The sequence below is a fragment of the Leifsonia sp. 563 genome (assembly GCF_040545055.1).
In the GTDB taxonomy this organism is placed as follows: domain Bacteria; phylum Actinomycetota; class Actinomycetes; order Actinomycetales; family Microbacteriaceae; genus Leifsonia.
In genome coordinates, this window is the sequence record NZ_JBEPLE010000002.1 from 306,080 (window position 1) to 328,734 (window position 22,655).

General features: G+C 71.1%; 16 protein-coding genes, 1 tRNA gene and 1 other RNA gene. 14 read left to right on the forward strand and 4 right to left on the reverse strand.

The window, feature by feature from the left end:
* Positions 1–37: 37 nt before the first annotated feature.
* Genes ABIC47_RS08465 through ABIC47_RS08475 form a run of 3 tightly spaced genes read left to right on the forward strand, consistent with a single transcriptional unit; the run spans position 38 to position 5,458 of the window.
* Positions 38–535, forward strand: coding sequence for a hypothetical protein (locus ABIC47_RS08465; RefSeq protein ID WP_354479357.1), 498 nt, complete (start codon positions 38–40; stop codon positions 533–535).
* On the forward strand, positions 532–1,677 hold the full coding sequence (locus ABIC47_RS08470) for a hypothetical protein (protein ID WP_020075528.1): 1,146 nt from the start codon (positions 532–534) through the stop codon (positions 1,675–1,677). Before ABIC47_RS08465 ends, ABIC47_RS08470 begins: the two co-directional genes overlap by 4 nt.
* 13 nt (positions 1,678–1,690) lie before the next feature.
* Positions 1,691–5,458, forward strand: coding sequence for a D-Ala-D-Ala carboxypeptidase family metallohydrolase (locus ABIC47_RS08475; RefSeq protein WP_354479360.1), 3,768 nt, complete (start codon positions 1,691–1,693; stop codon positions 5,456–5,458).
* Positions 5,459–5,483: 25 nt separating this feature from the next.
* On the opposite strand, the gene ABIC47_RS08480 is transcribed toward ABIC47_RS08475, so the two are convergent.
* The gene (locus ABIC47_RS08480; protein ID WP_354479363.1) at positions 5,484–6,191 is read right to left on the reverse strand and encodes a hemerythrin domain-containing protein; all 708 of its coding nucleotides are present in this window, start codon (positions 6,189–6,191) and stop codon (positions 5,484–5,486) included.
* Between ABIC47_RS08480 and ABIC47_RS08485 the strand changes: the two genes are divergently transcribed.
* Entirely contained in the window at positions 6,190–7,563 is a 1,374-nt protein-coding gene (locus ABIC47_RS08485) for a DUF445 domain-containing protein (RefSeq protein WP_502910226.1), read from the forward strand. The two genes, ABIC47_RS08480 and ABIC47_RS08485, sit on opposite strands and share 2 nt — an antisense overlap.
* 11 nt (positions 7,564–7,574) lie before the next feature.
* On the opposite strand, the gene ABIC47_RS08490 is transcribed toward ABIC47_RS08485, so the two are convergent.
* A complete protein-coding gene (locus tag ABIC47_RS08490; RefSeq protein WP_354479369.1) occupies positions 7,575–8,828 on the reverse strand; it encodes an amidohydrolase family protein in 1,254 nt (417 codons plus the stop codon).
* Between the two features lie 110 nt (positions 8,829–8,938).
* On the opposite strand from ABIC47_RS08490, the gene ABIC47_RS08495 reads away from it, so the two are divergent.
* Complete coding sequence (locus tag ABIC47_RS08495) at positions 8,939–9,505, forward strand: TetR/AcrR family transcriptional regulator (RefSeq protein ID WP_354479372.1); 567 nt, start codon at positions 8,939–8,941, stop codon at positions 9,503–9,505.
* 21 nt (positions 9,506–9,526) lie between these two features.
* Here ABIC47_RS08495 and ABIC47_RS08500 read toward each other — a convergent pair whose 3' ends face one another.
* Together ABIC47_RS08500 and ABIC47_RS08505 are read right to left on the reverse strand one after the other, a co-directional pair.
* Positions 9,527–10,330, reverse strand: coding sequence for a hypothetical protein (locus tag ABIC47_RS08500; RefSeq protein ID WP_354479375.1), 804 nt, complete (start codon positions 10,328–10,330; stop codon positions 9,527–9,529).
* A gap of 123 nt (positions 10,331–10,453) precedes the next feature.
* Positions 10,454–10,541 (reverse strand) — tRNA-Ser (locus tag ABIC47_RS08505).
* Between the two features lie 103 nt (positions 10,542–10,644).
* Between ABIC47_RS08505 and ffs the strand changes: the two genes are divergently transcribed.
* The 9 genes from ffs (at position 10,645) to recR (ending at position 22,628) form a co-directional block, all read left to right on the forward strand.
* Positions 10,645–10,741, forward strand: an RNA gene (gene ffs, locus ABIC47_RS08510) — signal recognition particle sRNA small type.
* Between the two features lie 114 nt (positions 10,742–10,855).
* Positions 10,856–12,187, forward strand: a complete 1,332-nt coding sequence (locus ABIC47_RS08515; RefSeq protein ID WP_354479378.1) for a DUF1254 domain-containing protein — start codon at positions 10,856–10,858, stop codon at positions 12,185–12,187.
* A 1-nt stretch (position 12,188) separates the two neighbouring features.
* The gene (pta, locus tag ABIC47_RS08520; protein WP_354479381.1) at positions 12,189–14,324 is read left to right on the forward strand and encodes a phosphate acetyltransferase; all 2,136 of its coding nucleotides are present in this window, start codon (positions 12,189–12,191) and stop codon (positions 14,322–14,324) included.
* Complete coding sequence (locus ABIC47_RS08525; RefSeq protein ID WP_354479384.1) at positions 14,321–15,523, forward strand: acetate/propionate family kinase; 1,203 nt, start codon at positions 14,321–14,323, stop codon at positions 15,521–15,523. Before pta ends, ABIC47_RS08525 begins: the two co-directional genes overlap by 4 nt.
* 16 nt (positions 15,524–15,539) lie before the next feature.
* Positions 15,540–16,901 (forward strand): acyl-CoA thioesterase/bile acid-CoA:amino acid N-acyltransferase family protein, encoded by a 1,362-nt coding sequence (locus tag ABIC47_RS08530; RefSeq protein WP_354479387.1) that lies wholly within the window; start codon positions 15,540–15,542, stop codon positions 16,899–16,901.
* A 13-nt stretch (positions 16,902–16,914) separates the two neighbouring features.
* Complete coding sequence (locus tag ABIC47_RS08535) at positions 16,915–18,216, forward strand: acyl-CoA thioesterase/bile acid-CoA:amino acid N-acyltransferase family protein (RefSeq protein WP_354479389.1); 1,302 nt, start codon at positions 16,915–16,917, stop codon at positions 18,214–18,216.
* The gene (locus tag ABIC47_RS08540; RefSeq protein WP_354479391.1) at positions 18,213–19,451 is read left to right on the forward strand and encodes an acyl-CoA thioesterase/BAAT N-terminal domain-containing protein; all 1,239 of its coding nucleotides are present in this window, start codon (positions 18,213–18,215) and stop codon (positions 19,449–19,451) included. Before ABIC47_RS08535 ends, ABIC47_RS08540 begins: the two co-directional genes overlap by 4 nt.
* Before the next feature lie 48 nt (positions 19,452–19,499).
* The gene (locus tag ABIC47_RS08545; RefSeq protein WP_354479394.1) at positions 19,500–22,028 is read left to right on the forward strand and encodes a DNA polymerase III subunit gamma and tau; all 2,529 of its coding nucleotides are present in this window, start codon (positions 19,500–19,502) and stop codon (positions 22,026–22,028) included.
* Positions 22,029–22,031: 3 nt separating this feature from the next.
* Positions 22,032–22,628: a recombination mediator RecR gene (gene recR, locus ABIC47_RS08550; protein ID WP_018189921.1), complete on the forward strand. Its 597-nt coding sequence runs from the start codon at positions 22,032–22,034 to the stop codon at positions 22,626–22,628.
* Positions 22,629–22,655: the final 27 nt, after the last annotated feature.

Here is a 22,655-nt window from a genome sequence, read left to right on the forward strand (position 1 = left end):
GGCCGCCGGCACTTCAGACAGAGAGATCGGAGACGAAATGGCCCAGTCAGCTCCCCCGGGAGGAGGCTCCTCGGGGCGCCAGAACACGACGCAGCGGCTCGAGGCGATGGAGGCGCTGATCGCCGTCGAGACGGCGCGGCTGGCCGAGGAGCGCGAGGCGCTCCGCCAGGAGTACGAGCAGCTGCGCAGCGAGCAGTCCCAGCTCCGCCGCGAGTACGAGGACCGCCAGCGCGACCTGTTCCTGGTCAGCGGCCTGGATGCGATCAGCACGGTGCTCGAGAACGGCTTCGAGCAGGTGATCGGGCAGCTCGAGCCGCTGACCGAGTTCCGGCCGCCGAGCGGGGAGACCCCGCTCCCTCTGCCGACCCAGTACCGCTTGGCGTCGCTGCAGGCGACGCAGCAGCGCATCCAGGCCGACTCGTACCAGGTGCCGCTGGGCGAGTACGACGTCGGCTTCCTCAACGACCCGCGCGACCGGCCGGACACCGGCGCCGCCGGCTCGGCCGGCTACACCCAGGAGGGAATGCCGTCATGATCCCGCAGCTCACCAACCGTCTGCTCTCGCCGCCGTCGGCGCCCGGGCCCGTCCTCCCGATCGGGAACGCCGCAGACGCGGCCGCCGCCGTGCTGAAGGCCGACCCGCTCGACCTCGTGCTGTACCTGGAGGAGGTGTGGGACAGCGCCGACGTCTGGGCGCCGAATGGCTACCGCGCCGGACCTGCCCGCAGCGCCCTCTTCGCCACCGGTCAGTTCGCGGGCTACGTCCCGGTCGCGGGGCCGGCCTGGGACCACTTCCTGTCCTCGTACGTGCTCGAGAACACCCGCATGGTGCAGATCTTCGCCCGCGTCGTGAAGGAGTACCGCACGGGCGAGAGCCTCGGCGTGCCGTCCATCGCGACCCAGCGTTGGCTGGACACCACGGAGGCGCTGCTCCTCGGCGCATGGAATCCGCTGCCGCTCTGGCTGAGCACCAGTTCTGTGCGCACGGACCCCGAGGCGGTGCGCCGGAACGCGTACTGGCGGATGTTCGGGATGGACCTGTCGTTCGGGATGGACGACAACCGCCCGGCGACCTACGCCCGCTCCACCGCATCCAACTCGACGTTCGTTCGGCTGTTCGAGGAGCTGCTGTACGAGGTCTGGCAGGCGATGGTGAACCTGCGGAACGTCGCCGGCGTCAACTCCGCCGACAACGACCGCATCTACGCCATCGCCCAGGAGCTGAAGTACATCCTCCGATCGCGGCGGCAGAACGCCGTGCTCGCGCGCGAGGAGCTGGCGGCCGCCACGGTGGTCGGCTGGCTGAACCTCACACTGGACTCGAACACCTCCGTCATCACCGACCTCAAGTCCCAGGCCACGAGCGCGGGCGACCGGCTGCGGCTGGTCGGCGAACGGGTCGGCCTGGCGGCGCACTCGAAGTCGACATCGCTCATCACGATGGCGCAGGACCTGTCCATCCTCATGAGGACCATCGAAGCCGACATCGTCACCGGACCGGAGTTCGCGTGGGTGCTCTACGACACGGTCGCGCCCGGTCCGTCGCCGGTGCAGCCGCTCGGCTCCTACACGCGCCGGGTCATCACCGAGTGGTCTTCGGCCGCCGGCCGCGACCTGAAGGCCCGCAAAGCGCCGGTGGACACCCAGCAGCGCCGGCCCGCGGCCCTGGCACGCTGAGACGGGGGCGATCATGCCGACGCAGACCTTCGACGAGCAGCCGGTGCCCGGCGGGTTCGAATCGCCGTTCGAGGTGACGCCCGGCGAGCGGTTCACCGTGAACGAGAGCGGATTCACGGCGGACGAGTCCGAGGAGTACGAAGGATACGAAGCGTTCGAGGGATACGAGGGCTTCACGCTCGAGGGTCCCTCCGCGGAGAGCGAGACGTTCCCCTCCGGGCTGGTGCTCTCGGAGACGACCGGCGCGACCGGCCCCGGGCAGGAGCACTGGGACCCGAACGACACCGGGATCCCGCTGCTCTCGACCGGCCCCGCTGTGCGATCGCAGAAGGTGTCGCGCAACTTCACCGTCGGCGAGTTGGTGCGCAGCGGCGGCGTGTACGCCGATCCCGCCCGCATCGCTCCGGCGCTCGTCGACCTGCTGCAGCGCATCCGCGACCGCGCAGGCAGGGCGGTGCGGATCACCTCCGGCTACCGATCGTGGAAGCGGAACGGCGTCGTGTACAAGGGCTACGGCAAGCCGCCGACCCTGAGCCGCCACTGCTCGGGTCAGGCCGCAGACATCCGGATCTCCGGTTACAGCGGGATGCAGATCGCGAAACTCGCGATCGACGTCTGGGGACCGACGATCGGGGTCGGGATCGGCGGCGATTACGCCCACGTCGACGTGCGGCCGAGGTGGAGTCGCTGGACCTACCTGAAAGGGGAGGCGAACCGGCGTGCGATCGCCGAGATCGACGCGTATCGCGCGGCGAAGAAGGCGGGGAAGCTCCCGCAGCCGGTACCGGTGCCCGTCCCTCCCGTGCCCGTCCCGATCAACCCCGTCCCCATCGTCCCTGGCGCAACGGGAGCCGGCGGCCTGGTGATCCGCAGATCGCCGCTGCTCGCGTCGCACCGCGGCACGCATCCCGATCTGATCCTCGGCTGGAACGCGATGAGCGCGCCGACGGCGATCGACGTCGTCGTCCATTTGCACGGCTTCTCGGCGAGCGGAGCCGCCATGCGCCTCGACACCGAGAAGCTGCCGGTGAGCGGTCTCGGGCTCGGGAGCCGCGCCCGCCCGACGCTGACGATCCTGCCGCGCGGCGACTACTTCGGCGGGGACTCCGGGCGCGGCTACGATTTCCCCGCGCTGACCCCCGCCGGGCGGCTGGACGCCTTGATCGCGTCGGCGTTCGCCGCGTTCACCGCACGGACGGGCGTGGGAGCGCCGCGGGGCCGTCTCATCCTCACCGCGCACTCCGGCGGCGGGAAGGCGCTCCTCGCGATCCTGAACCACACCGATCCCGACGAGGTCTTCGTGTTCGATGCCCTCTACCAGCGGGCGACGGCGCTCGGCACGTGGATGGAGAGACGCGTCGCCAGGCACATAGCGTCGCCCTCCACACCAGCCCCGGCGCTGCGTGTGCTGTACCGCGCCGACGGCAAGAAGTCGACGCAGCCGTCGAGCGAGGAACTCGCCCGGCAGCTCGCCGCCGTGCTGTCCGTTCCCGCCGCTGCGCCGCTGCGACCGCGGTTCCGGGTGGAGCGCACCACGGAGCAGCACGGGACGATCCCGAAGAGGTACGGGAGCACACTGCTCGGGGACGCGGGCGCCGACCTGTCGGGGACCAGCCCGGTGCCCGGGGTCCAGCAGGAGGCGTTCGACGAGCAGGAGTCGCTGGCGTGGGATGCGTACGAGAGCCCGTATCCGGGCGAGAACCTGGACGAGGGCGAGTTCTTCGAACCCGAGTACTACGCGGAGTCGTTCGCCCTGGAGGGGCTCGACGAGGGCGAGGCAGAGTATCTGGACACCGAGGGGGAAGGGTACGACGAGGCGGAATCGGAGTCTGAAGGTTTCGAGGAGGCGGAGGGGTTCGACGAGGGTGAGGCCTTCGACGAGGGTGAGGCCTTCGACGAGGGTGAGGCCTTCGACGAGGGTGAGGCCTTCGACGAGGGTGAGGCCTTCGACGAGGGCGAGAGCTTGGATGAGGCCGAGGCCTTCGACGAGGGCGAGGCCTTCGACGAGAGCGAGGCCGGGGAGGCGGAGTCGTTCGACTCCGAGCGCGGCCACGACGAGTGGTCGGAGACCGGGCAGTCCGGCTCCGAGGCCTTCACGCCCGCGGCGATGGTGGCGGAGGAGTCGGAGGACGAGGACGGCGAGTCGGAGGGCTTCGAGGGGCTGGAGGAGGGGTTCGTCACGACCGGCGTCGTCTATCCGTCCGGTCTGGTGCTCGCGCCCGCCCCCGCATCCATCGCCGCGGCTCCGGGATACGCCGACCCGAACAACACGGGCGTCCCGCTGGTGGCGACGCCGCCGTCGACCCACCGGCAGAAGTTGGCGACCAACTTCGTCGTCCGCGAGCTGGCGTCGAGCGGAGGAACGGCGTCGCCGTACTCGCGCATCTCGCCCGAACTGGTCCGCGTGCTCCAGGCCATCCGCGCGCGCCTGGGGCGCCCGGTGTACGTCGACTCCGGCTACCGGCGGTGGGCCCAGGCGCTGGCCGTCGCGGAGGCGCGCGGCGGCCATCCGAAGAACACCCGGCACGCCTCGGGCCAGGCCGCGGACATCCGCGTGATCGGACTGACGGGCACCCAGCTGGCGCAGGCGGCGATCGACGCCGTCGACGACGACCTCGCGCTCGGCATCGGCGGCAACTACCTCCATGTGGACGTCCGCGGCACCTGGAAGCTGTGGACGTACCTCCCGGGGGCAGCGGGCCTGGCGGCGAAGCAGGTCGTCCTCGCCCACCACGTCGCGAAGAAGGGCAAGAAGAAGCCGCAGCCCAATCCGAACCCGCAGCCGAAGCCCGCTCCGACGCCGGTCGTCGACGACCGGTTCCGGATCATCAAGCCTGCGTTCATCGCGGCGACCGACCCCGCGGCGCGGGCCGCCGTGCTGCAGCGCGGCATCGCGTTTGCCCGCACCCACGCCGCGCAGGCCCGTCGTGACGCCGGCAGACCGACCAGCCGGACCTCGGCGTCCCGGCGGAGGATCGCCGCCGAGACCGGTGTGGACGCGGAGCGCAATCCGTACGCCGCGAACTCCACCGACGACCGGTTCGAGCAGGCGTATCGGGCGTGGGCGGAGAACCCCCTGCAGTCGGTCGAGCCGTGGACGCTGATGGCCCTCTGGGTGAAGGAGGGCCTCGGGCAGCCGCAGGTCGCCGGCGAGGTCGTCGCGACGAGCCCGGCGGATGCCCGATCGATCTGGCGCTCGCGCTGCTACTTCGTCAACATGGGAATCGACCACTACATCCTGCTCAAGCCCAAGCAGCCGAACCGCGACAACGAGATCGACGACCGGCCGGGCACCGGTACGCAGCACGACGCGATCCTGCGCGCCGCCGTCGCACAGCACGTCTCGGCGGGGAGGCTGCCACGGGATGTGTCGGCGGAGATCGATTCCCAGCTGACGGTGAGCCGCGTTCCGGGGACCACGGACCGATTCACCGTGGTCCCCACCACCCGGTTCTTCGTCCTGTCGCTCATGCTGGTGGACGCGTTCTGGCGGCAGAACAAGGCCGACGTCGTGGCGGCGCCGGAGATCGCCGCCGCCACGCCGACCCCGCTCGACGTCGACGGTCTCACCTACATGCGATGGAACATGGTCGCCGAGTCGTTCCGGAAGTTCCGCCGCCGGGACATGTCCACGAGTGCCGATCCGGACGGCACTATCCCCACGCTGCCGGTGTGGGCTTTCCACCGAACGCCGAAGGAGGGCCAGTTCCGGCAGTCCCGCATCAATGCGATCAAGCTGCAGCACCTGATCTCGGTGTTCCAGGAGGCGTACGACGGCTGAGACGCCGGACGCGGAGCGGTGGCGGTCAGGCCGCGGGCGTCGCCCGCCCCTCGAGAGCGGCGCGGTACCGCGCGTACTTGCGCGAGCCGACCCACCGCCAGGCCAGGGCGACCGGTGCGGGGAGGTTCTTCCCGAGCCATTCCTTGCCGCCGTCCGGCTGCGCAGCGAGGATCGCACCCAGCATGTTCCAGGTCTGACCCTTGGGCGTGCTGGCGCGTCCGTGCTTCGCGAACCACTCGACTTCTGGCTTGGTGAGCGTGTACTCCATCACCGGAACGATGTTCGCCTCCTCGTCGGGGAGGTGCTCCGCCAGGGCGGCGTTGATGCCCGTCAGCGCCGCCTGCACCGGAGCGGCCGTCGTCGCGCTGGGCGCCGCCCTCCATGCGGGGACCGCGCGATCCAGCTCCTGAAGGTGGACGAGCATCGCGGCGTGCTGCTCTTTCATCCGCTCGACATGCAGGGCGCAGGAGGGACGTCTCTCGTCGATCACCGGCCACAGCCGGGCGTCCTCTCCCTCGTGATGGCCGTGGAGCGAGACGGACACGAGGTCGAGCTGCGAGGCGACGACGTCCGCGTGCGCGGTGTCTCCGTCGGCCACACCCTCGACCAGGCCGGGGGCCTCGGCGAAGGAGTGGCGGAACAGCCGATGGATCTCGATCATCCCGCTCGCGTCGCAGGTCTTCGGGCCGGTGAGGGGTGGTTCGCCGGAGGAGGGCAGGGAGGTCGCCGACATGGCGGAACTCTACGACCCCGCGGCGGGATGCGCGCTCCCCAATTTCCCGCGACGAGCGGCATCCGACGCTCACCGTGCGCTCTCGCCGGGCGTGAGTAGCATCCACAACGTGACCGCAACCCTCCCGACCGACGCCGAACGCCGACTCGCCCTGCGGCGGATGAAGGCCCTCGCGACGAGCCTGCTCGCCGTGGCCGCCGTGGTGTTCGCCGTCGCCTTCGCACTGCAGGACCGCTACCCGTGGCTCGGGTTCGTGCGCGCCGCCGCCGAGGGGGCGATGGTGGGCGCGCTCGCGGACTGGTTCGCCGTGACCGCTCTTTTCCGGCATCCGCTCGGGCTCCGCATCCCGCACACGGCGATCATCCCGACCCGTAAGGACGAGATCGGGGCGACCCTCGGCGACTTCGTCGAGACCAACTTCCTCTCCGACGAGGTCGTCGCCGGCAAGCTTCGGGGCATCGACCTCGCCGGGGCGGTCGCCGACTGGCTCTCCGAGCCGCAGAACTCGCGCCGCGTGGTGGCGGAGTCCTTCCGTGGCATGACCGGGCTGGCCGCGCTGCTCGACGACGATCGGATGCGGGAAGCCATCGAGGGTGTCATGCGCACGCACGTCGTCGCGCCCGAGTGGGGTCCGCCGCTCGGACGGCTCGGGGAGCGTGTGCTCAGTTCGGGCGGCCACCATGAGGCGGTCGACCTGCTGCTGGACCGGCTGGATGAGTGGCTCGCGGCGAATCCGGAAGCGTTCGGACCTGTGGTGTCGCGGCGTCTCCCGTCGTGGCTGCCGTCGTTCGTGGATCGTGTGATCGACGAGCGTCTCCATGCGGAGGCGCGCCGGTTCGTCCGCGAGATGCGGGACGACCCGGACCACCGCCTCCGTCGCTCGCTCGACGACTACCTCGCCCAGCTGACCGACCGGCTGCAGCACGACGAGGCGACGATCGAACGCCTGGAGGCGGCGAAGAGCCGCGCGTTCGACGACCCACGGATCCGCGAGCTCGCCGCATCCACCTGGTCAGCCGCACGCACGGCCGCGCTGGATGCGCTCTCGGAGGAGGACAGCGACCTGCGCCGCCGCGCGGAGGCCTTCGTCGCCGACGTCGCCCGCCGCGTCCTGGCCGACGACGACATGCGGGCATCCCTCAACACCCGGCTGACCGATGCCGCCCTGCACCTGGTGACGAACTACCGCAGCGACATCTCGCACGTCATCACCGAGACGGTGCAATCCTGGGATGCGGCCGAGACCACCGACAAGATCGAGACCCAGGTCGGCCGCGACCTGCAGTTCATCCGCATCAACGGCACGGTCGTGGGCGCGCTCGCGGGCCTCGCGATCTACAGTGTGGCGACGGGTATCTCGGCGCTGCTCTAGCGTCCTCGTGGTTACTCGTCGGCGAAGAGAGCGCTTCCGCGCCGCCAGACCTGGCGGATGTTGAGGGTGTCGGCGATCCGCGTCGTCGGATCGCCGTCCACGAGCACGAGGTCGGCTCGCAGCGACTCCCGGATCCGTCCACGGTCGTCGAGGCCGAACCGTCGCGCGGGGAGCGCTGTGGCGGCGCGGAGCGCTTCCGCGGGCGTGAGGCCTGCGCGGACGAGGAGCTGGAGTTCGTGGTGGACGCTGGCGCCATGGGCCATTCCACCGAGTGTGGGCAGCGGGAACGAAACGTCCGTGCCGACGAGGATGTCGACGCCGGCTGCGTGGAGCGCGCGAACGGACGCGAGAACGTCGTCGAGGTCGCCCTGCGGGTACCGGTTGTAGCTGCTCTGCAGGGTGGAGATCCAGGCGTCGTCGAGCTTGGAGCGGACGCGCGGATCCTCGGCGAACTCGGCCGCGGAAATCCCCATCATGGAAGCGTTCAGGACGACGCAGGGTACGACGAATGCCCCGGATGCTGCGATGGTGTCGATGATCTGCGACGTGTGGGGGCGGTCCATGAAGAGGTGGACGAGTCCGTCGATGCCACCCGTGATCGCCGAGGCGGTCGCGTCCACGGTGAGTGTGTGGGCGACGGTCAGGAGGCCGCGGCGGTGGGCTTCTTCAACGCCGGCCGCGATCGTCGCGTCATCGAGCAGGGGGAGGCCGGGGGCGCCTTCGACAGTCCCGTCGTCGATCATGAACTTGATGTAGTCGGATCCGGTGGCCTGGAGCCGTGGGATGAACGCCACGGCCTCCTCGGGTGTCATGGCGAACGGCATGACGATGTCGGCCCACTGGTCCGCGTCGGCATCATCCGCGTCCCACGGAGCCTCGTCGCCGTCGTCGTGCCCCTCGCCGCCCATCAGCTCACTGGGATGTCCGCCAGGCGGGGTGATCCCGAAGCCCGCAGAACGTACATCTGCGACCCGATCGTCATCGGTGACCTGGCTCCGTCTGTCCCGGGTGAACATCCCCTGCATCTCCAGTTCGGTCGTCACCCCGAAGGCGAGGGCCAGCTCGAGCCCCTCCAGGGACGTGTGGACGTGTGAGTCGATCAGGCCGGGGATCACCGTCCCGCCGCGGCCGTCCACGACGTGCGCCCCGTCGGGGATGTCGTCGCCGATCGACCGGATCCTGGTTCCTTCGATCACAACCGACGCAGCGGGGATCACCTCCTCGCCGTCGAAAATCCGTGCGCCGACGATCGCTGTCGTGTTCATCGCTTCTCCTTTGGTGTTCGTCCGATGCGGAACGTCATTTTCTGTAGTGACTACAAAAAACTAGTAATACCATAATTGAAGCTGCTGCCTCGATGCAGTACGCTCGTCTCGTGGCAGCCGGTACAGGACTTCGCGAGCGCAAGAGGGCGCAGACCCGTCGCGCCCTTCACCGCGCCGCCGTCCGGTTGTTCGTGGAACGCGGATTCGATGATGTGACCGTCGCTGAGATCGCCGATGAGGCGAATGTCGCGTTGACGACGCTTTTCACGTATTACCCGGCGGGCAAGGTCGGCCTGGTCTTCGAGCAGGAGGAGGACCGCGCGGCCGCACTGGTACAGGCCATACGCGATCGCCCCGCCGGAACGGACCCGCTGAGTGCTATCGAGGCGTTCATGGAAAGCCGAGTCCCGTTCGACGACGGTGACTCGCGTTCCCGGGAGCTCCTCGATCTGATCTTCTCGACGCCGCAGCTCCGCGCCTACGTCCGGCAGAAATGGACCGACTGCGAAGATGCACTGGTCTCTGAGCTCGCCGCGGAGTGGCATGAGCCCGACGGCGCAAGCCTCCGCTCCCTCGCGCGCTTCATCCTCGAGAGCCCCGACATCGCCGCGCGCGAGCCATCGCCCGAAGGCGCGCTACGTCTCATCTTCACGAAACTGCGCCGCGGCTGGAGATAGAGCCGTCCTGGGTGACGTGGTTCAGGCTGCGGTGTTGGCCGCGGTCGCGATGGCGGTGAGGACCGCGGCGTAGAGCCTTCGCGTCACGTCGAGATATGCGCTTTGCTGGGCCTCGTCTTGGAAGACCAGGTCATTCCAGGACCCCATGCCTCCGAAGACCCACGCTTGAACTGCGGCGGCCAGAAGCTGCCGGTTCTCTGTGGGAGCAGTCGACGGGGCGAGGTCGGGGTTGTACGGGATCACTGGTTCGCTCGTGTCGAGGAGCCCGAGTGCCTGAGCAAACCATCCCGCCCAGGAGCGGAGATCTGTCGATTGTGCAAAACGCTCGATGGCCTGCAGTGCAGTCCGGAGGTCAGTGCGCGCGGAGCCCAGATCAACGACCGGTTCCATCGCTGCGGGCAGGCCCCGGCTGGTCATCTCGACGGCCCAGATTCGATTGTTCGGGTCTGCCCGGTCTCGAACAGACCATGCGCAGAACCAGATCCGCGGCCGAGGGCCGTCGGTGCATATCGCCCAGCGACCGCCGTTCGCGAACGATGCCTCTATGTGGCCTGGAAGCCCACTGGACGCGGCGCCGTCTCCAATGAGCAGTGTGAGTCGCTGGCTTCCGCCTTCCTTGACGTGCTGGAGCCAAGCGGCGACGCCGTCGCCCTCCCATGAACGGTGGCGGAACAGGCCGCGCTCCGAGCACTGCGACCGCCACGAGCTCACAAATCGGAAGGCCGAATTCGATGCATCCAACGCGGGTGCGGGCTCGGCGCTCCTGGACAGCCAGTCGTTGCCATACAGACACATCGCAACAAGAGCTGCCAGTTCGCCGTTCATGCCTCGATCATGCCCGAGAATTCCCGAACCCGGATGGACGCTGCGCGGCATCCCAATTGGCGGAGAACGGGAAATTCGAACCCCGGATGGAGTTGCGCGCGCACCCGGTGCGCGCATCCCATTTGGCGGAGAATGGGGGATTCGAACCCCCGAGGGCTTGCACCCAACACGCTTTCCAAGCGTGCGCCATAGGCCACTAGGCGAATTCTCCTGGTCGTCGCCTTTCGCTGTCGCGGCCGGCGGCTCCCAGTATCTTACCCGAATGCCGGAGGGCCTCGCGCACACGGCTCCCATCCGTAGCCGCTACAATCGTTGATGGCTCCCCACGTGGCGCCATCCAGGCCAACTCCCCCAGGGCGGAAACGCAGCAAGGGTAACCGGGCTCTGGCGGGTGCGTGGGGAGTCTTTTCATGTCCAGCCGCGTGTCACCGCCGCCGCGTATATTGTGGCCACCAGTGCCGGACCTTCTACGCCCTGTAGAATGGTCCGTGTCTTCCGTGGAGCGATGGAGGGACGGGTGCCGCAGTGACCGATCAGCTGACCGAGCTGTCGACCGAGGCGTACGTGGTGGGCTTCCCGCTCGTGTTCGACCTGGAGCAGGTCGTCCGGTTCACGGAGGAGGGCATTGGGTCGGTTCCCCCAACTCCCTACAACTCGTTCGGGCACGCGCGCGAGCTGGCCGGACCCGACGACACATTCGTGTCGATCAACAACGACACCGTGTACTCGATCGCCCAGGTCGATTTGGGGGTCGGGCCGGTGAGGTTCAGCGTCCCCGCAGCCGGTGACCGCTATTTCGTCCTGCAGTTCGTGGACGCCTGGACCAACAACTTCGCCTACATCGGCACCCGGGCCACCGGGGGAGAGGGTGGCGATTTCCTGCTGCTGCCGCCCGACGACGAGGCCGCGCCCGACACCTCCGGACTCCCGGCCATCCGCTTCCCCACACGCGTTGCGACGATCGTCGGACGGTGGGCGGTCGACGGCGCCGATGACCTCCCTGCCGTCCACGCGCTGCAGGACGCACTGACGTTGACGCCGCTGCACCAGACCCTCGTCCCGCCGCAGGGCGTCCCCGCGGTGGACGGCGGCCAGGGCGAGGCGCTCGACTTCTTCGAGAAGCTGCGGGTATGGTCGCAGGCCTTCCCGCCGGCGCTGCGCGATCGGCCCGCGCTCGAGTCGTACGCGCCGCTCGGGCTGGTGAGCCCGTACACGATCGCCGAACAGCCGGAGGGGGTGCGCCAGGCGCTCGCCGCCGGGTACGCCCTCGGCAAGGACGCACTGGAGTCGGCACTGCGCACTTCCGGGACGCTGACCGACCACTGGGCGGTCAACCTCCACGTCTTCGACTACAACCTCGACTTCTTCGAGCTGGGGGCCATCGACGCACCCGAGTGGAAGCTGCACGACCCGCGCACCCGGTACGCGCACCGCGCTGCGGCGGCGCTCGGCGGGCTGTGGGGAAACCACGCCTACGAAGCGGCCTACATCATGACCTACGAGGACGCCGACGGCGAGCCGCTCAGCGGCGAGCACGTCTACCGCCTGCGGCTGAACCCCACGCCGCCGGTGGGCGCCTTCTGGTCGCTGACCATGTACGACCTCCCGCACTACTACCTCGTCGCCAACCCGATCGACCGCTACTCGGTCGGCGACAGGACCCGCGGGCTCGTGTACGACGACGACGGAGGACTGACCATCACGATGAGCGCCACCCGACCGACCGACGAGAAGGCGGCCGCCAACTGGCTGCCCGCACCGACCGGACGTTTCCGCCCGATCCTCCGCCTGTACCTGCCGGGTGACGAGGTGCTGGACGGCCGTTACGGCATCCCGGCGATCGAGCGGATCGGCTGACGTGGCGCGCTCCATCTACATCACCTCCGCCGAGGGGCACACCGGCAAGTCCACCGTGGCCCTCGGCGTGCTCGAGTCCCTGCGTCACTCGGTCGAGCGGGTGGGTGTGTTCCGACCGATCGCGCGGTCGACCGACGAACGCGACTACGTGCTCGAGCTTCTGCTCCAGCGGATCACGGCCGACATCTCGTACGAGGATGCGCTCGGCGTGACCTACGACGACGTCCATGCCGACGCGGATGCGGCCCTCGCCGAGATCGTCCAGCGCTTCCGCGCGGTGGAGGCGCAGTGCGACACCGTGGTGATCCTCGGCTCCGACTACACGGACGTCGGCAGCCCGACCGAGCTCGGGTACAACGCCCGGATCGCCGCGAACCTGGGCGCACCGGTGCTGCTGGTGCTCGGGGGCCGCATCGGCCAGGGTTTCGGGGAGCGTCTCGGGCAGGCCGACCCGCGCTCGCCGGAGGAGCTCCGCCAGCTGGCGGAGATCGCCGTCGCCGAGCTGCGGACGGAGCACGCCGGACTGCTCGCGGTCATCGCGAACCGGGCGGACGACGGGATGCTGGATGAGATCGTCGCCGCGGTCGGGTCGGTCGTCGGTGCGGCGGCGGTCGCGGCCGGCAGTGCGGACCGCCCGCCGGTGTGGGCCATCCCGGAAGACCCGTTCCTGGTGGCGCCGAGCATCCGCTCCATCATGGAGGAGACCGGTGCGACCCTGATCGCCGGCGAGGAGGCGCTGCTCACCCGCGAAGCGCTGGGCGTGGTCGTCGCCGGGATGTCGATGAACAACGTCCTCCCGCGCCTGGTCGACGGCGCGGTCGTCGTCGTGCCGGGCGACCGCACCGAGGTGCTGCTGGCCGTGCTGATGGCGAACGCGTCCGGCACCTTCCCGTCGATCGCGGGCATCGTCCTCAATGGCGGGTTCGACCTGCCGGAGCCCATCCAACGGCTGCTCGCCGGCCTGCGGTCGCCGCTGCCGATCGTGCGGACCGGGCTCGACACGTACGACACGGTGGTGCGGATCACGCACGCGCGCGGCCGGCTCGCCGCCGACTCGCAGCGCAAGTACGACACCGCGCTCGCCCTGTTCGAACGGCACGTGGATGCGGGCGCGCTCCTCGCGCGTCTCAACGTCTCCCGGCACGACGTCGTCACCCCGCTCATGTTCGAGTACGACCTGATCGAGCGCGCGCGGGCGGCGAAGAAGCACATCGTCCTGCCCGAGGGGGAGGACGACCGCATCCTGCGCGCCGCCCATACCCTGCTGGCGCGCGGTGTCGCGCAGCTGACCATCCTCGGCGAGCCGTTCGAGGTGCGTTCGCGGGCGATCGAGCTGGGTCTCGACCTCTCAGGCGCGGAAGTGCTCAGCCCGTTCGACGATGTGATGCGGCTGCGGTTCGCGACCGAGTACGCCCGGTTGCGCGCGCACAAGGGCATCACGATCGAGCAGGCGTCCGACACCATCACCGACACGTCCTACTTCGGCACGATGATGGTGCACCTGGGGCTCGCCGACGGGATGGTGTCCGGTGCCGCGCACACGACGGCGCACACCATCCGGCCGGCTTTCGAGATCATCAAGACGACCCCGGGCGTCTCGGTCGTGTCCAGTGTCTTCCTGATGGCCCTCGCCGACCGCGTGCTCGTCTACGGGGACTGCGCCGTCATCCCGGACCCGACCTCCGAGCAGCTCGCCGACATCGCGATCTCGTCCGCTCGGACCGCCGAACAGTTCGGGATCGAGCCACGCGTCGCCATGCTGTCCTACTCGACCGGCGACTCGGGCGCCGGGGCGGACGTGGAGAAGGTGCGGACGGCGACGGAGCTGGTGCGGGAGCGCGCGCCGCAGCTCGCGGTGGCCGGCCCCATCCAATACGACGCGGCGGCGGATGCGGCGGTCGGTGCCGCCAAGATGCCCGGATCGGAGGTGGCCGGGCGGGCGACCGTGTTCATCTTCCCGGACCTCAACACGGGCAACAACACCTACAAGGCGGTGCAGCGGAGCGCGGGCGCCGTCGCGATCGGCCCCGTGCTGCAGGGCCTGCGGAAGCCGATCAACGACCTGTCCCGCGGCGCGACCGTCGACGACATCGTCAACACCGTGGCGATCACGGCGATCCAGGCGGCGCTGTCATGAGCGCCGTCCTGGTCGTCAACAGCGGTTCGTCGTCGTTCAAGTACCAGCTGATCGACAGCGAGACCGAGGAGTCGCTGGCCTCCGGGCTGGTGGAGCGGATCGGCGAGTCGAGCGGGCACACCACGCACCGCGGGCCGAACGGCACGACGGAGCGCACGCTCGAGATCCCGGACCACACGGCCGGGTTCCGCGCGATGCTCGACGCGTTCGCGGCGGAAGGCCCCAGCCTCGACGAGAACCCGCTGGATGCGGTCGGCCATCGCGTGGTCCACGGCGGCAAGCGCTTCTTCGAGCCGACGATCGTCACGCCGCTCGTCGAGATCAACATCGAGGACCTGTCCGACCTCGCGCCGCTGCACAACCCCGCGAACCTCGAGGGCATCCGTGCCGCCAAGAAGGCGTTCCCGGACGTGCCGCACGTCGCGGTGTTCGACACCGCGTTCCACCAGACACTGGCGCCGGAGGCGTACACGTACGCCATCGACGCCGACCTGGCCGAGCGCCATCGTGTGCGGCGGTACGGCTTCCACGGCACGTCGCACAAGTACGTCTCCGAGACGGCCGCGGAGTTCGTCGACCGCCCGCTCGGCGAGCTGCGCCAGATCGTCCTGCACCTGGGCAACGGCGCGTCGGCGTGCGCGATCGACGGCGGACGCTCGGTGGAGACGTCGATGGGCATGACGCCGCTGGAGGGCCTGGTCATGGGGACGCGGTCGGGCGACCTCGACCCGGCGGTGCTCATCCACTTGGCGCGGCGCGCGCAGCTGTCGACGGACGCCCTGGACGAGTTGCTGAACCGCCGGAGCGGGCTGCTCGGCCTCTCCGGCCGGGGCGACATGCGCGATGTCCGTCAGGCGGCGGGTCGCGGGGATGACGCTGCGCGCCTCGCTCTGGATGTGACGGTTCACCGGCTGAAGCACTACATCGGTGCGTACACGGCGCTGCTCGGGCGCCTCGACGTGCTGACCTTCACGGCCGGAGTGGGCGAGAACGACGCAGTGCTCCGCGCGGAGGTGCTCTCCGGGCTGGAGGTGCTCGGCATCCGGCTCGACCCGGAGCGCAACGCGAGCACGTCGCGCGACGCGCGGGTCATCTCGACCGACGACTCCGCCGTGACGGTGCTGGTGGTGCCGACGAACGAGGAGCTGGAAATATCCCGGCAGTCGCTCGAGGCGGTTCGGGCAGCGACCGGGGGCTGACGGGAGCAGAGAGGCCATGCGGCGACGGCGCGGCGACGGCGAACGGCACGGGATGCCGCGACGCGTGTCCGCCGCGCGCCGCCCCGGCCTGCTGCCGCGGATCGTGGCGGCCGTCGCCTCCGCACTCCTCGCGGTCACCGCGCTCGCCGGGTGTGCGACCGGGGACGTGGCGGCCGGCGCCCGGTTCGTGACCTCACCGCTCGTCCGCTACAGCGCCGTGCTCTGGCCCTTCCCATTGGAGCTGGTGGGCGCCGAGCCCGGGGCGCGCTTGCGGCTGACCGCGCGGCTCGCCACGGCGCACGGCACCTGGACGTCGGCGGCGACCTACACGGTCCCGGCTTCGGGGACGCTCGACCTCGCGTCCGCCCGGCCGCAGCTCGCCCCGTTCACCGAGCCCGACTCGGCCGGGCTGTTCTGGACGTTGCGCGGGCCGCAGCTGTCGGGTGAGGCGGCTGCCCGGCAGTGGATGCGCGACACCATCCGCGTCACCGTCGCCGCCTCCGACTCCGGCCGCGTCGTCGCCTCCCGATCGTTCGAACTCGACGGGCTGGCATCGTCCCTCGCGGTGCGCACCATCTACACGCGCGACCTCCGGCCGGCCATCGACCCGCGCCTGCCGCGGCAGACGCACGAGGACGTCGCACTCGCCACCTTCTACAGCGCGGCGAGCCTGGAGCACCCGCAGACGCCGGTGGTGCTGATGTTCGACGACGCGCGGCCGGGGGCGTCCGGCGACTACGTCGCCCCGGTGATCGCGCAGTTCGGCGCCTCGGTCCTGCGCATCCCGGTCGCCGCGGCGGCGGACGGCGTGCGTTCGACCGGCATCGTCGCGGACACGACCGTGCAGGCCGTGTTCGACTGGCTGTCGGAGCGTCCCGACATCGAGCAGGACCGCGTCTTCGTCTACGGCACCGGGGCGGCCGAGCAGTTGGCCGTCTGGGCGGCGACACGGTTCCCGTCGCGCATCCACGGGCTGTTCGTCGCCGGGGGCGCGCCGGCGCTGCTGTGCCTGCCCGCGGCGAGGGTGGCCCCGGTCTTCGAGGACTCGTCCGGCCTTCCCTGCCTCACCGACGCGGAAACCGTCGTCCCCTCCGCGGTGCCGTCCATCGACGGCGTCGACGGCCCGGTCGTGCTGGCCTGCGGCACGCAGGACGCGACCTTGCCGTCGTCGTGCGCCTGGCAGCGCGCCCTGGCGGCCACCCGGGAGCCGCGCCCCGGCGACCGGACGATCTACGCCGACGGCGCGACGCATCCCGTCAGCGTGCCGCCCGGCCTGCCGATCGCCCTCCCGGCGACCGGCGGCCAGCCGACCGAGAAGGCCCGTATCGCGTTCTGGAACGCGGTCGGCCGCGACCTGCTCCGGGCGGTGCTCGGATGACCAGGCGGTGGGCGTGACCGGGCGGTGGGCGCTGCGACGGCTGCTGCGGGTCGCGGTCGTCGGAGCGGTGGCGGCACTCCTCCTCTCGGCCTGCGCGACGGGTTCGGGAGGGGGCGCGCGGTTCGTGTTCAGCCGGTTCGGTGACGGGATCACCGAGCCCGTCGGCATCCAGGTCGTCGGCCTCGAGCCGGGCGAGCCCGTCGTGCTCACCGCACGCGCGCACTCCAGCGCCGGCTCGTGGTCGTCGCGGGCGGTTTACGCCGTTCCGCCCACCGGCAGCATCCGGCTGTGGTCGCAGGAGCCGACGGCCGCGCCCTACCCGCGGCCGGACAGTTCCGGTCTGTTGTGGAGCCTGACCGGACCGTCGCTCAGCCAGCAGCAGCTGGAGGCGCAGTGGGTGTACAGCCCGCTCGACATCCGGTTCTCGGCCGAGCAGGCGGGACACCAGGTGGCCTCCGGCGAGCTCCACCGCGCGCCGCTCTCGGCGGGGACCATCAGCCGGGATGTGCTGGGCAGCGATCTCATCGACACCGGCGACCCCGCGGCGTCCGGGCTCGCGCCGACGGCCACCGTCGGGACGCTGGTCGACTCGGTGCCGACGCCGGTCGACCTGCGTCCCGGCGTGATCGTCATCGACGGCGACGACGGCGGAGCGTCCGGCGCGTTCGTCTCGCGGCGGATCGCATCGGCCGGCTTCCCCGTCGTCGTGCTGCCGGCGTTCGTCCCGGCCGGGCGCATCCCCGGATCCGCCGCGCTCTCGGTCGAGACGTTCGACGCCGTGCTGACCTGGTTCTCCTCTCTTCCCGTCGTGGATGAGGGACGCATCTTCGTCTACGGCACCGGTCGTGCCTCGTCGCTGGCCCTCTGGTTCGCCGCGAACGACCCGGATCGCGTCCACGGAGCGTTCGCCGCCAGCGGCGCGACGGCGCTGCAGTGCACGTCGTCCGCGGGCAGCCCGCTGCTCATCCAGCACGGGCGGGCACTGCCGTGCGCCAACCCGGAGCGCACGATCGCGGGCACGGACATCCTGCCGCTGCAGCGCATCAGCGGGCCGCTCGTGCTCGCCTGCGGCACCGACGACCGGCTGCTGCCCACCGCGTGCGACTGGACGCGGGCGGGGGAGCAGGTGCGGGGCGACGAGCCGGGAGACGCCTTCCTCTACCTGGACGGCGCCGGCCACGACATCACCACACCGCCGCTGCTGCCGATCGGGCTGAGCGACCTGGCTCCGGCGACCGCGCAGGCGACCGAAGGGGCGCGGGCGCAGTTCTGGCAGGTCGTCATCGCGAAGCTGGCGGGGGCGATGCGGCCATGAGGCGGATGGTGGCGGGCGTGGTCCTCGCGCTGCTGGTCGCATCCCTCGCCGCCTGCGTCGCCGTTCCGGGCGCCGGGGGACCGCGCGTCGAGGTCAGCGAGGAGCCGAGCGGGGTGTGGAAGCCCATCCATGTCCGGGTCGTCTCGCTACCGCCGGGTGGACGGGTGACGGTGCGCGCGACGGCGCGGTCCGGCGCGGCGGTGGGTGAGCGGTGGAGCTCGCAGGCCGTCTACAGCGTCCCGTCGTCCGGCGTGGTCGACCTGGACCACGACGTGCCCGCCGAGGCCCCGTTCGCCGGAGCGGACGGGATGGGCCTGTTCTGGACGCTGCAGAGCGACTCGGGCCGCGAGGCGAACTCCCCGCAGGTGTGGGGCGGCTCGACCATGACCGTCGACCTGGAGGCCGTCATCGACGGTCGCCGGGTCGCCGCCCGCCGCGTGCACCGGGTCGGGCTGACCTCGGTGGCGCCGTCACGGGCGGTGTTCGACGACGGGATCGCGGGGGACTACTTCCAGCCCGCGTCGGCCGCCGCGGCGCCGCGCCCGGCGGTGCTCGTCTTCGACGGGACCGAGCCCGATGTGCAGACCGGCGTGCTCTCGGCGGCCACCCTCTCCGCGATGGGGTATCCGGCGCTCGCCCTGTCGACTTACGGGTCGGCGGGCCAGCTCGGGCCGGTCCGCGTGCTCCCCGCCGAGCGCGTCGTCGCGGCGCTGAACTGGCTGCGCGCGCAGCCGGGGGTGGATGCGCGGCGCGTCTTCGTCTTCGGGACCTCGCGGGGCGCGCAGCTCGCCCTGTGGACCGCGGTCGCGCATCCCGAGCTGGTCTACGGCGCCATCGCGCCCGCCGGAACCACCGGGCTGGTCTGCCCATCGCCCGTTCCCGGCCCGGCGATCACCGTCGGAGGCTCGTGGGTGCCCTGCCTCAGCGGCACCCACGTGGTGACGCGGGCCGCCGTGCTCGACCTTGACCGCATCCCCGGTCCGGTGGTGCTGGGATGCGCGGGGGAGGACGAGCAGCTCGGGAACGGCTGCCGGTGGCTCGACGTCGCGGCCGAGGTGCGGCCGGCGCGCGGGGGAGACGCGTACGTCCGGGCGCCGAAGGCGACGCACACCTTCTACCTCCCGCCCTACACACCGCTCGACCTGCCTCCCGCGCCGCAGGCGCAGCCGACGGAGGACGCCCGGGTCGCCCTGTGGTCGGCGATCGGCCGTGCCCTCAACGTCCGGGGGCCGTGATCGTCGCCGACCCAGCCGAATGTCGGCGGCGGTGAGTAGCATGTGTGAGTGGTAACCGCCCTGTATCGCCGCTACCGGCCCGACACCTTCGCCGAGATGATCGGCCAGTCTCAGGTGACGGAGCCGCTGATGACGGCGCTGCGCACCAACCGGGTGAATCACGCCTATCTGTTCTCGGGTCCCCGCGGCTGCGGCAAGACCACGTCGGCCCGCATCCTGGCCCGCTGCCTGAACTGTGCAGAGGGGCCCACCGACACCCCGTGCGGGAAGTGCGCCAGCTGCATCGAGCTGAGCCGCGACGGCGGCGGCTCCCTCGACGTGGTCGAGATCGACGCGGCCAGCCACAACGGCGTCGACGACGCGCGCGACATCCGCGAGCGTGCGATCTTCGCCCCGGCCCGCGACCGCTACAAGATCTTCATCCTCGACGAGGCGCACATGGTCACCCCCCAGGGCTTCAACGCCCTGCTGAAGATCGTGGAGGAGCCGCCGGAGCACGTGAAGTTCATCTTCGCGACGACGGAGCCCGAGAAGGTCATCGGGACCATCCGCTCCCGCACCCACCACTACCCGTTCCGCCTCGTCCCTCCCGCGCAGATGCTGGAGTACGTGCAGAGCCTGTGCGACAGCGAGGGCATGACGGTCGCACCGGGCGTCCTTCCGCTGGTGGTGCGCGCGGGCGGCGGTTCGCCGCGCGACACGCTGTCCCTGCTCGACCAGTTGATGGCCGGGTCCGAGGGCAGCGCCATCGACTACGAGCGGGCGGTCGCCCTCCTCGGCTACACGCACGCCGCGCTGCTCGACGACGTCATCGACGCGATCTCGGCTCGGGATGCGGCGGGCGCCTTCGCCGCGGTCGATCGCGTGATCCAGACGGGGCAGGACCCCCGGCGGTTCGTCGAAGACCTGCTGGAGCGTCTGCGCGACCTGATCGTGGTCGCCGCGACGAGTGTCGAGGGGGCTGCGGCCGTGCTCCGCGGCGTCCCGCAGGACGAGCTCGACCGGATGGGCGTCCAGGCCATGAAGTTCGGTGCGGCCGAGCTCAGCCGTGCCGCCGACATCGTGAACGCCGCGCTCACCGAGATGACCGGCGCGACATCGCCGCGGCTCCACCTCGAACTCATGATCGCCCGCGTGCTCGTGCCGTCGAGCGACGAGAGCGAGCGCGGCGCGCTCGCCCGCGTGGAGCGGCTCGAGCGCCGCGTCGGTGTGAGCGACGCCATCGGCTCCGAGCCCGGTCGTGCCGAGTCCGGTCGGACGGAGCGTTCGGCCGCCGAGCGCGGTGCGCCGGCCACGGCGAGCTCGGCTCCGCCACGCGAGCCGGTTCGTGCCGCAGCTGCTGCCCCCGCTGCTCCCGCGCCGGAGTCCGCTCCCGCGCCCGTCTCCGCATCCACTGCGACTCCCGATCCGGCTCCGGATGCTGCCCCGGCAGATGCCGGTGCTGAGGCAGAGCCCGCCGCAGAAGCCGCGACGGTCACGCCGCCGGCGGAGAAGCCCGCCGCCGCGTCGGCTCCCATGGAACAGCCCTCCGCGCCCGCTGCGTCTCCGGCTCCCGCGGCGGCCGCCGTCGGCCCCGTCACCACGCAGCAGGTCAAGGACGCCTGGCCGCAGATCCTCGACGCCGTGCAGCGGGCCAAGCGCAGCGCCTGGATGGTCGTGTTCACCGCGCAGGTGCGCTCGCTGAACGGCGACGTCCTGTCGCTGTCGTTCCCGAGCGACAACGACGTCCAGAGCTTCCGGCAGCCCGACGCGGGCGGTGCTCCGGGCGTCAGCGAGTACCTCCGTCAGGCGATCGTCGACGTCCTCGGCATCCGCGTGAAGTTCATCGCGAAGGCCGACTCGGCTCCCGGGTCGGGCGGGTCGCCCCGTCCCTCCGCCGGTGCGCCCGCCGCGCCCGCGGCCGAGACCTGGCCGGGCGCCGAGCCCGGCGACGCTCGCGAGGCGACGCCGCCTGCCCGCACGGCATCCGCTCCGAGCACTCCGGTTCAGCGCGACACCGCCTCCCCGCGGTCGACGGCAACCGACGCGGCGTCGACTCGCACCACGTCCTCGGACGCCGCCGCCCCGGCGGCCGTGGTCACTGAGTGGGCGACCGTCACCATCCCCTCGTCGCGCGAGACGGCCGAGGCGGCCGCAACGGTGACGTCCGCGGTGGCGACCATGGAGCGTCCGGCCGCGCCGGCCGCAGCACCTCAGACACCTGCGCCTGCCGCCGCCCCGCAGGGCGCCCCAGCGCCGGAGGAGCCGCCGTACGACGACGTCCCTCCGCCCGAGATCGAGCCGCCGTTCGAGCCGCCCGTCCCGGAGGAGCCCGTGGGCGACTGGGCCGCCGCTCCGTCCGCGACGGCTGCCGCCGCTCCGTCCGCAGCCCCGTCGGCGCAGCCCACGCGCAGTGCCGAGAGCGCGTCGTCCGCCGATGCCGCGCGCGCCGCGCGCCCGTCCTCCGCCCCGGCCGCAGGCTCCCGAACGCCGACCTTCCAGCAGCCGCAGCGCTACGGCGAGGCTGTGGTGCGCGAGATCCTCGGAGCCACCTTCATCGAGGAGCAGCCTGCACCTCCGACCCCGGGGATGAGGTAGCCGGTGTACGAAGGCATCGTCCAGGAGCTGATCGACGAGCTCGGGCGGCTGCCGGGCATCGGCCCGAAGTCCGCTCAGCGCATCGCGTTCCACATCCTTCAAACGGAGACGTTCGACGTCACCCGCCTCGCGGAGGTGCTGCTCGAGGTGCGCGACAAGGTGCGCTTCTGCGAGATCTGCGGAAACGTGTCGGAGGAGGTCACCTGCTCCATCTGTCGTGACCCGAGGCGCACACCGAACCTCATCTGCGTGGTGGAGGAGGCGAAGGACGTCGTCGCGATCGAGCGCACCCGCGAGTTCCGCGGGCTGTACCACGTGCTCGGCGGAGCGATCAGCCCCATCGACGGCGTCGGGCCCGACGACCTGCGCATCCGCCAGCTGATGCAGCGACTCGCCGACGGCACGGTCCAGGAGGTGATCATCGCCACCGATCCGAACCTCGAGGGCGAGGCCACCGCCACCTACCTCAGCCGCCTGCTCACCACGCTCGAGATCCGCGTGACGCGGCTCGCCTCCGGCCTGCCGGTCGGCGGCGACCTCGAGTACGCCGACGAGGTCACGCTCGGTCGCGCGTTCGAGGGCCGCCGCCAGGTCTCCTGACCTCGCGCACCGCATATTCGACGAACC

What these genes read in the sequence shown, in the direction of transcription:
- ABIC47_RS08465 (WP_354479357.1), top strand. Translation starts at nt 38, where the DNA reads ATGGCCCAGTCAGCTCCCCCGGGAGGAGGCTCCTCGGGGCGCCAGAAC.
- ABIC47_RS08470 (WP_020075528.1), top strand. Translation starts at nt 532, where the DNA reads ATGATCCCGCAGCTCACCAACCGTCTGCTCTCGCCGCCGTCGGCGCCC.
- ABIC47_RS08475 (WP_354479360.1), top strand. Translation starts at nt 1,691, where the DNA reads ATGCCGACGCAGACCTTCGACGAGCAGCCGGTGCCCGGCGGGTTCGAA.
- ABIC47_RS08485 (WP_502910226.1), top strand. Translation starts at nt 6,190, where the DNA reads ATGGCGGAACTCTACGACCCCGCGGCGGGATGCGCGCTCCCCAATTTC.
- ABIC47_RS08480 (WP_354479363.1), bottom strand. Translation starts at nt 6,191, where the DNA reads ATGTCGGCGACCTCCCTGCCCTCCTCCGGCGAACCACCCCTCACCGGC.
- ABIC47_RS08490 (WP_354479369.1), bottom strand. Translation starts at nt 8,828, where the DNA reads ATGAACACGACAGCGATCGTCGGCGCACGGATTTTCGACGGCGAGGAG.
- ABIC47_RS08500 (WP_354479375.1), bottom strand. Translation starts at nt 10,330, where the DNA reads ATGAACGGCGAACTGGCAGCTCTTGTTGCGATGTGTCTGTATGGCAAC.
- ABIC47_RS08525 (WP_354479384.1), top strand. Translation starts at nt 14,321, where the DNA reads ATGAGCGCCGTCCTGGTCGTCAACAGCGGTTCGTCGTCGTTCAAGTAC.
- ABIC47_RS08530 (WP_354479387.1), top strand. Translation starts at nt 15,540, where the DNA reads ATGCGGCGACGGCGCGGCGACGGCGAACGGCACGGGATGCCGCGACGC.
- ABIC47_RS08540 (WP_354479391.1), top strand. Translation starts at nt 18,213, where the DNA reads ATGAGGCGGATGGTGGCGGGCGTGGTCCTCGCGCTGCTGGTCGCATCC.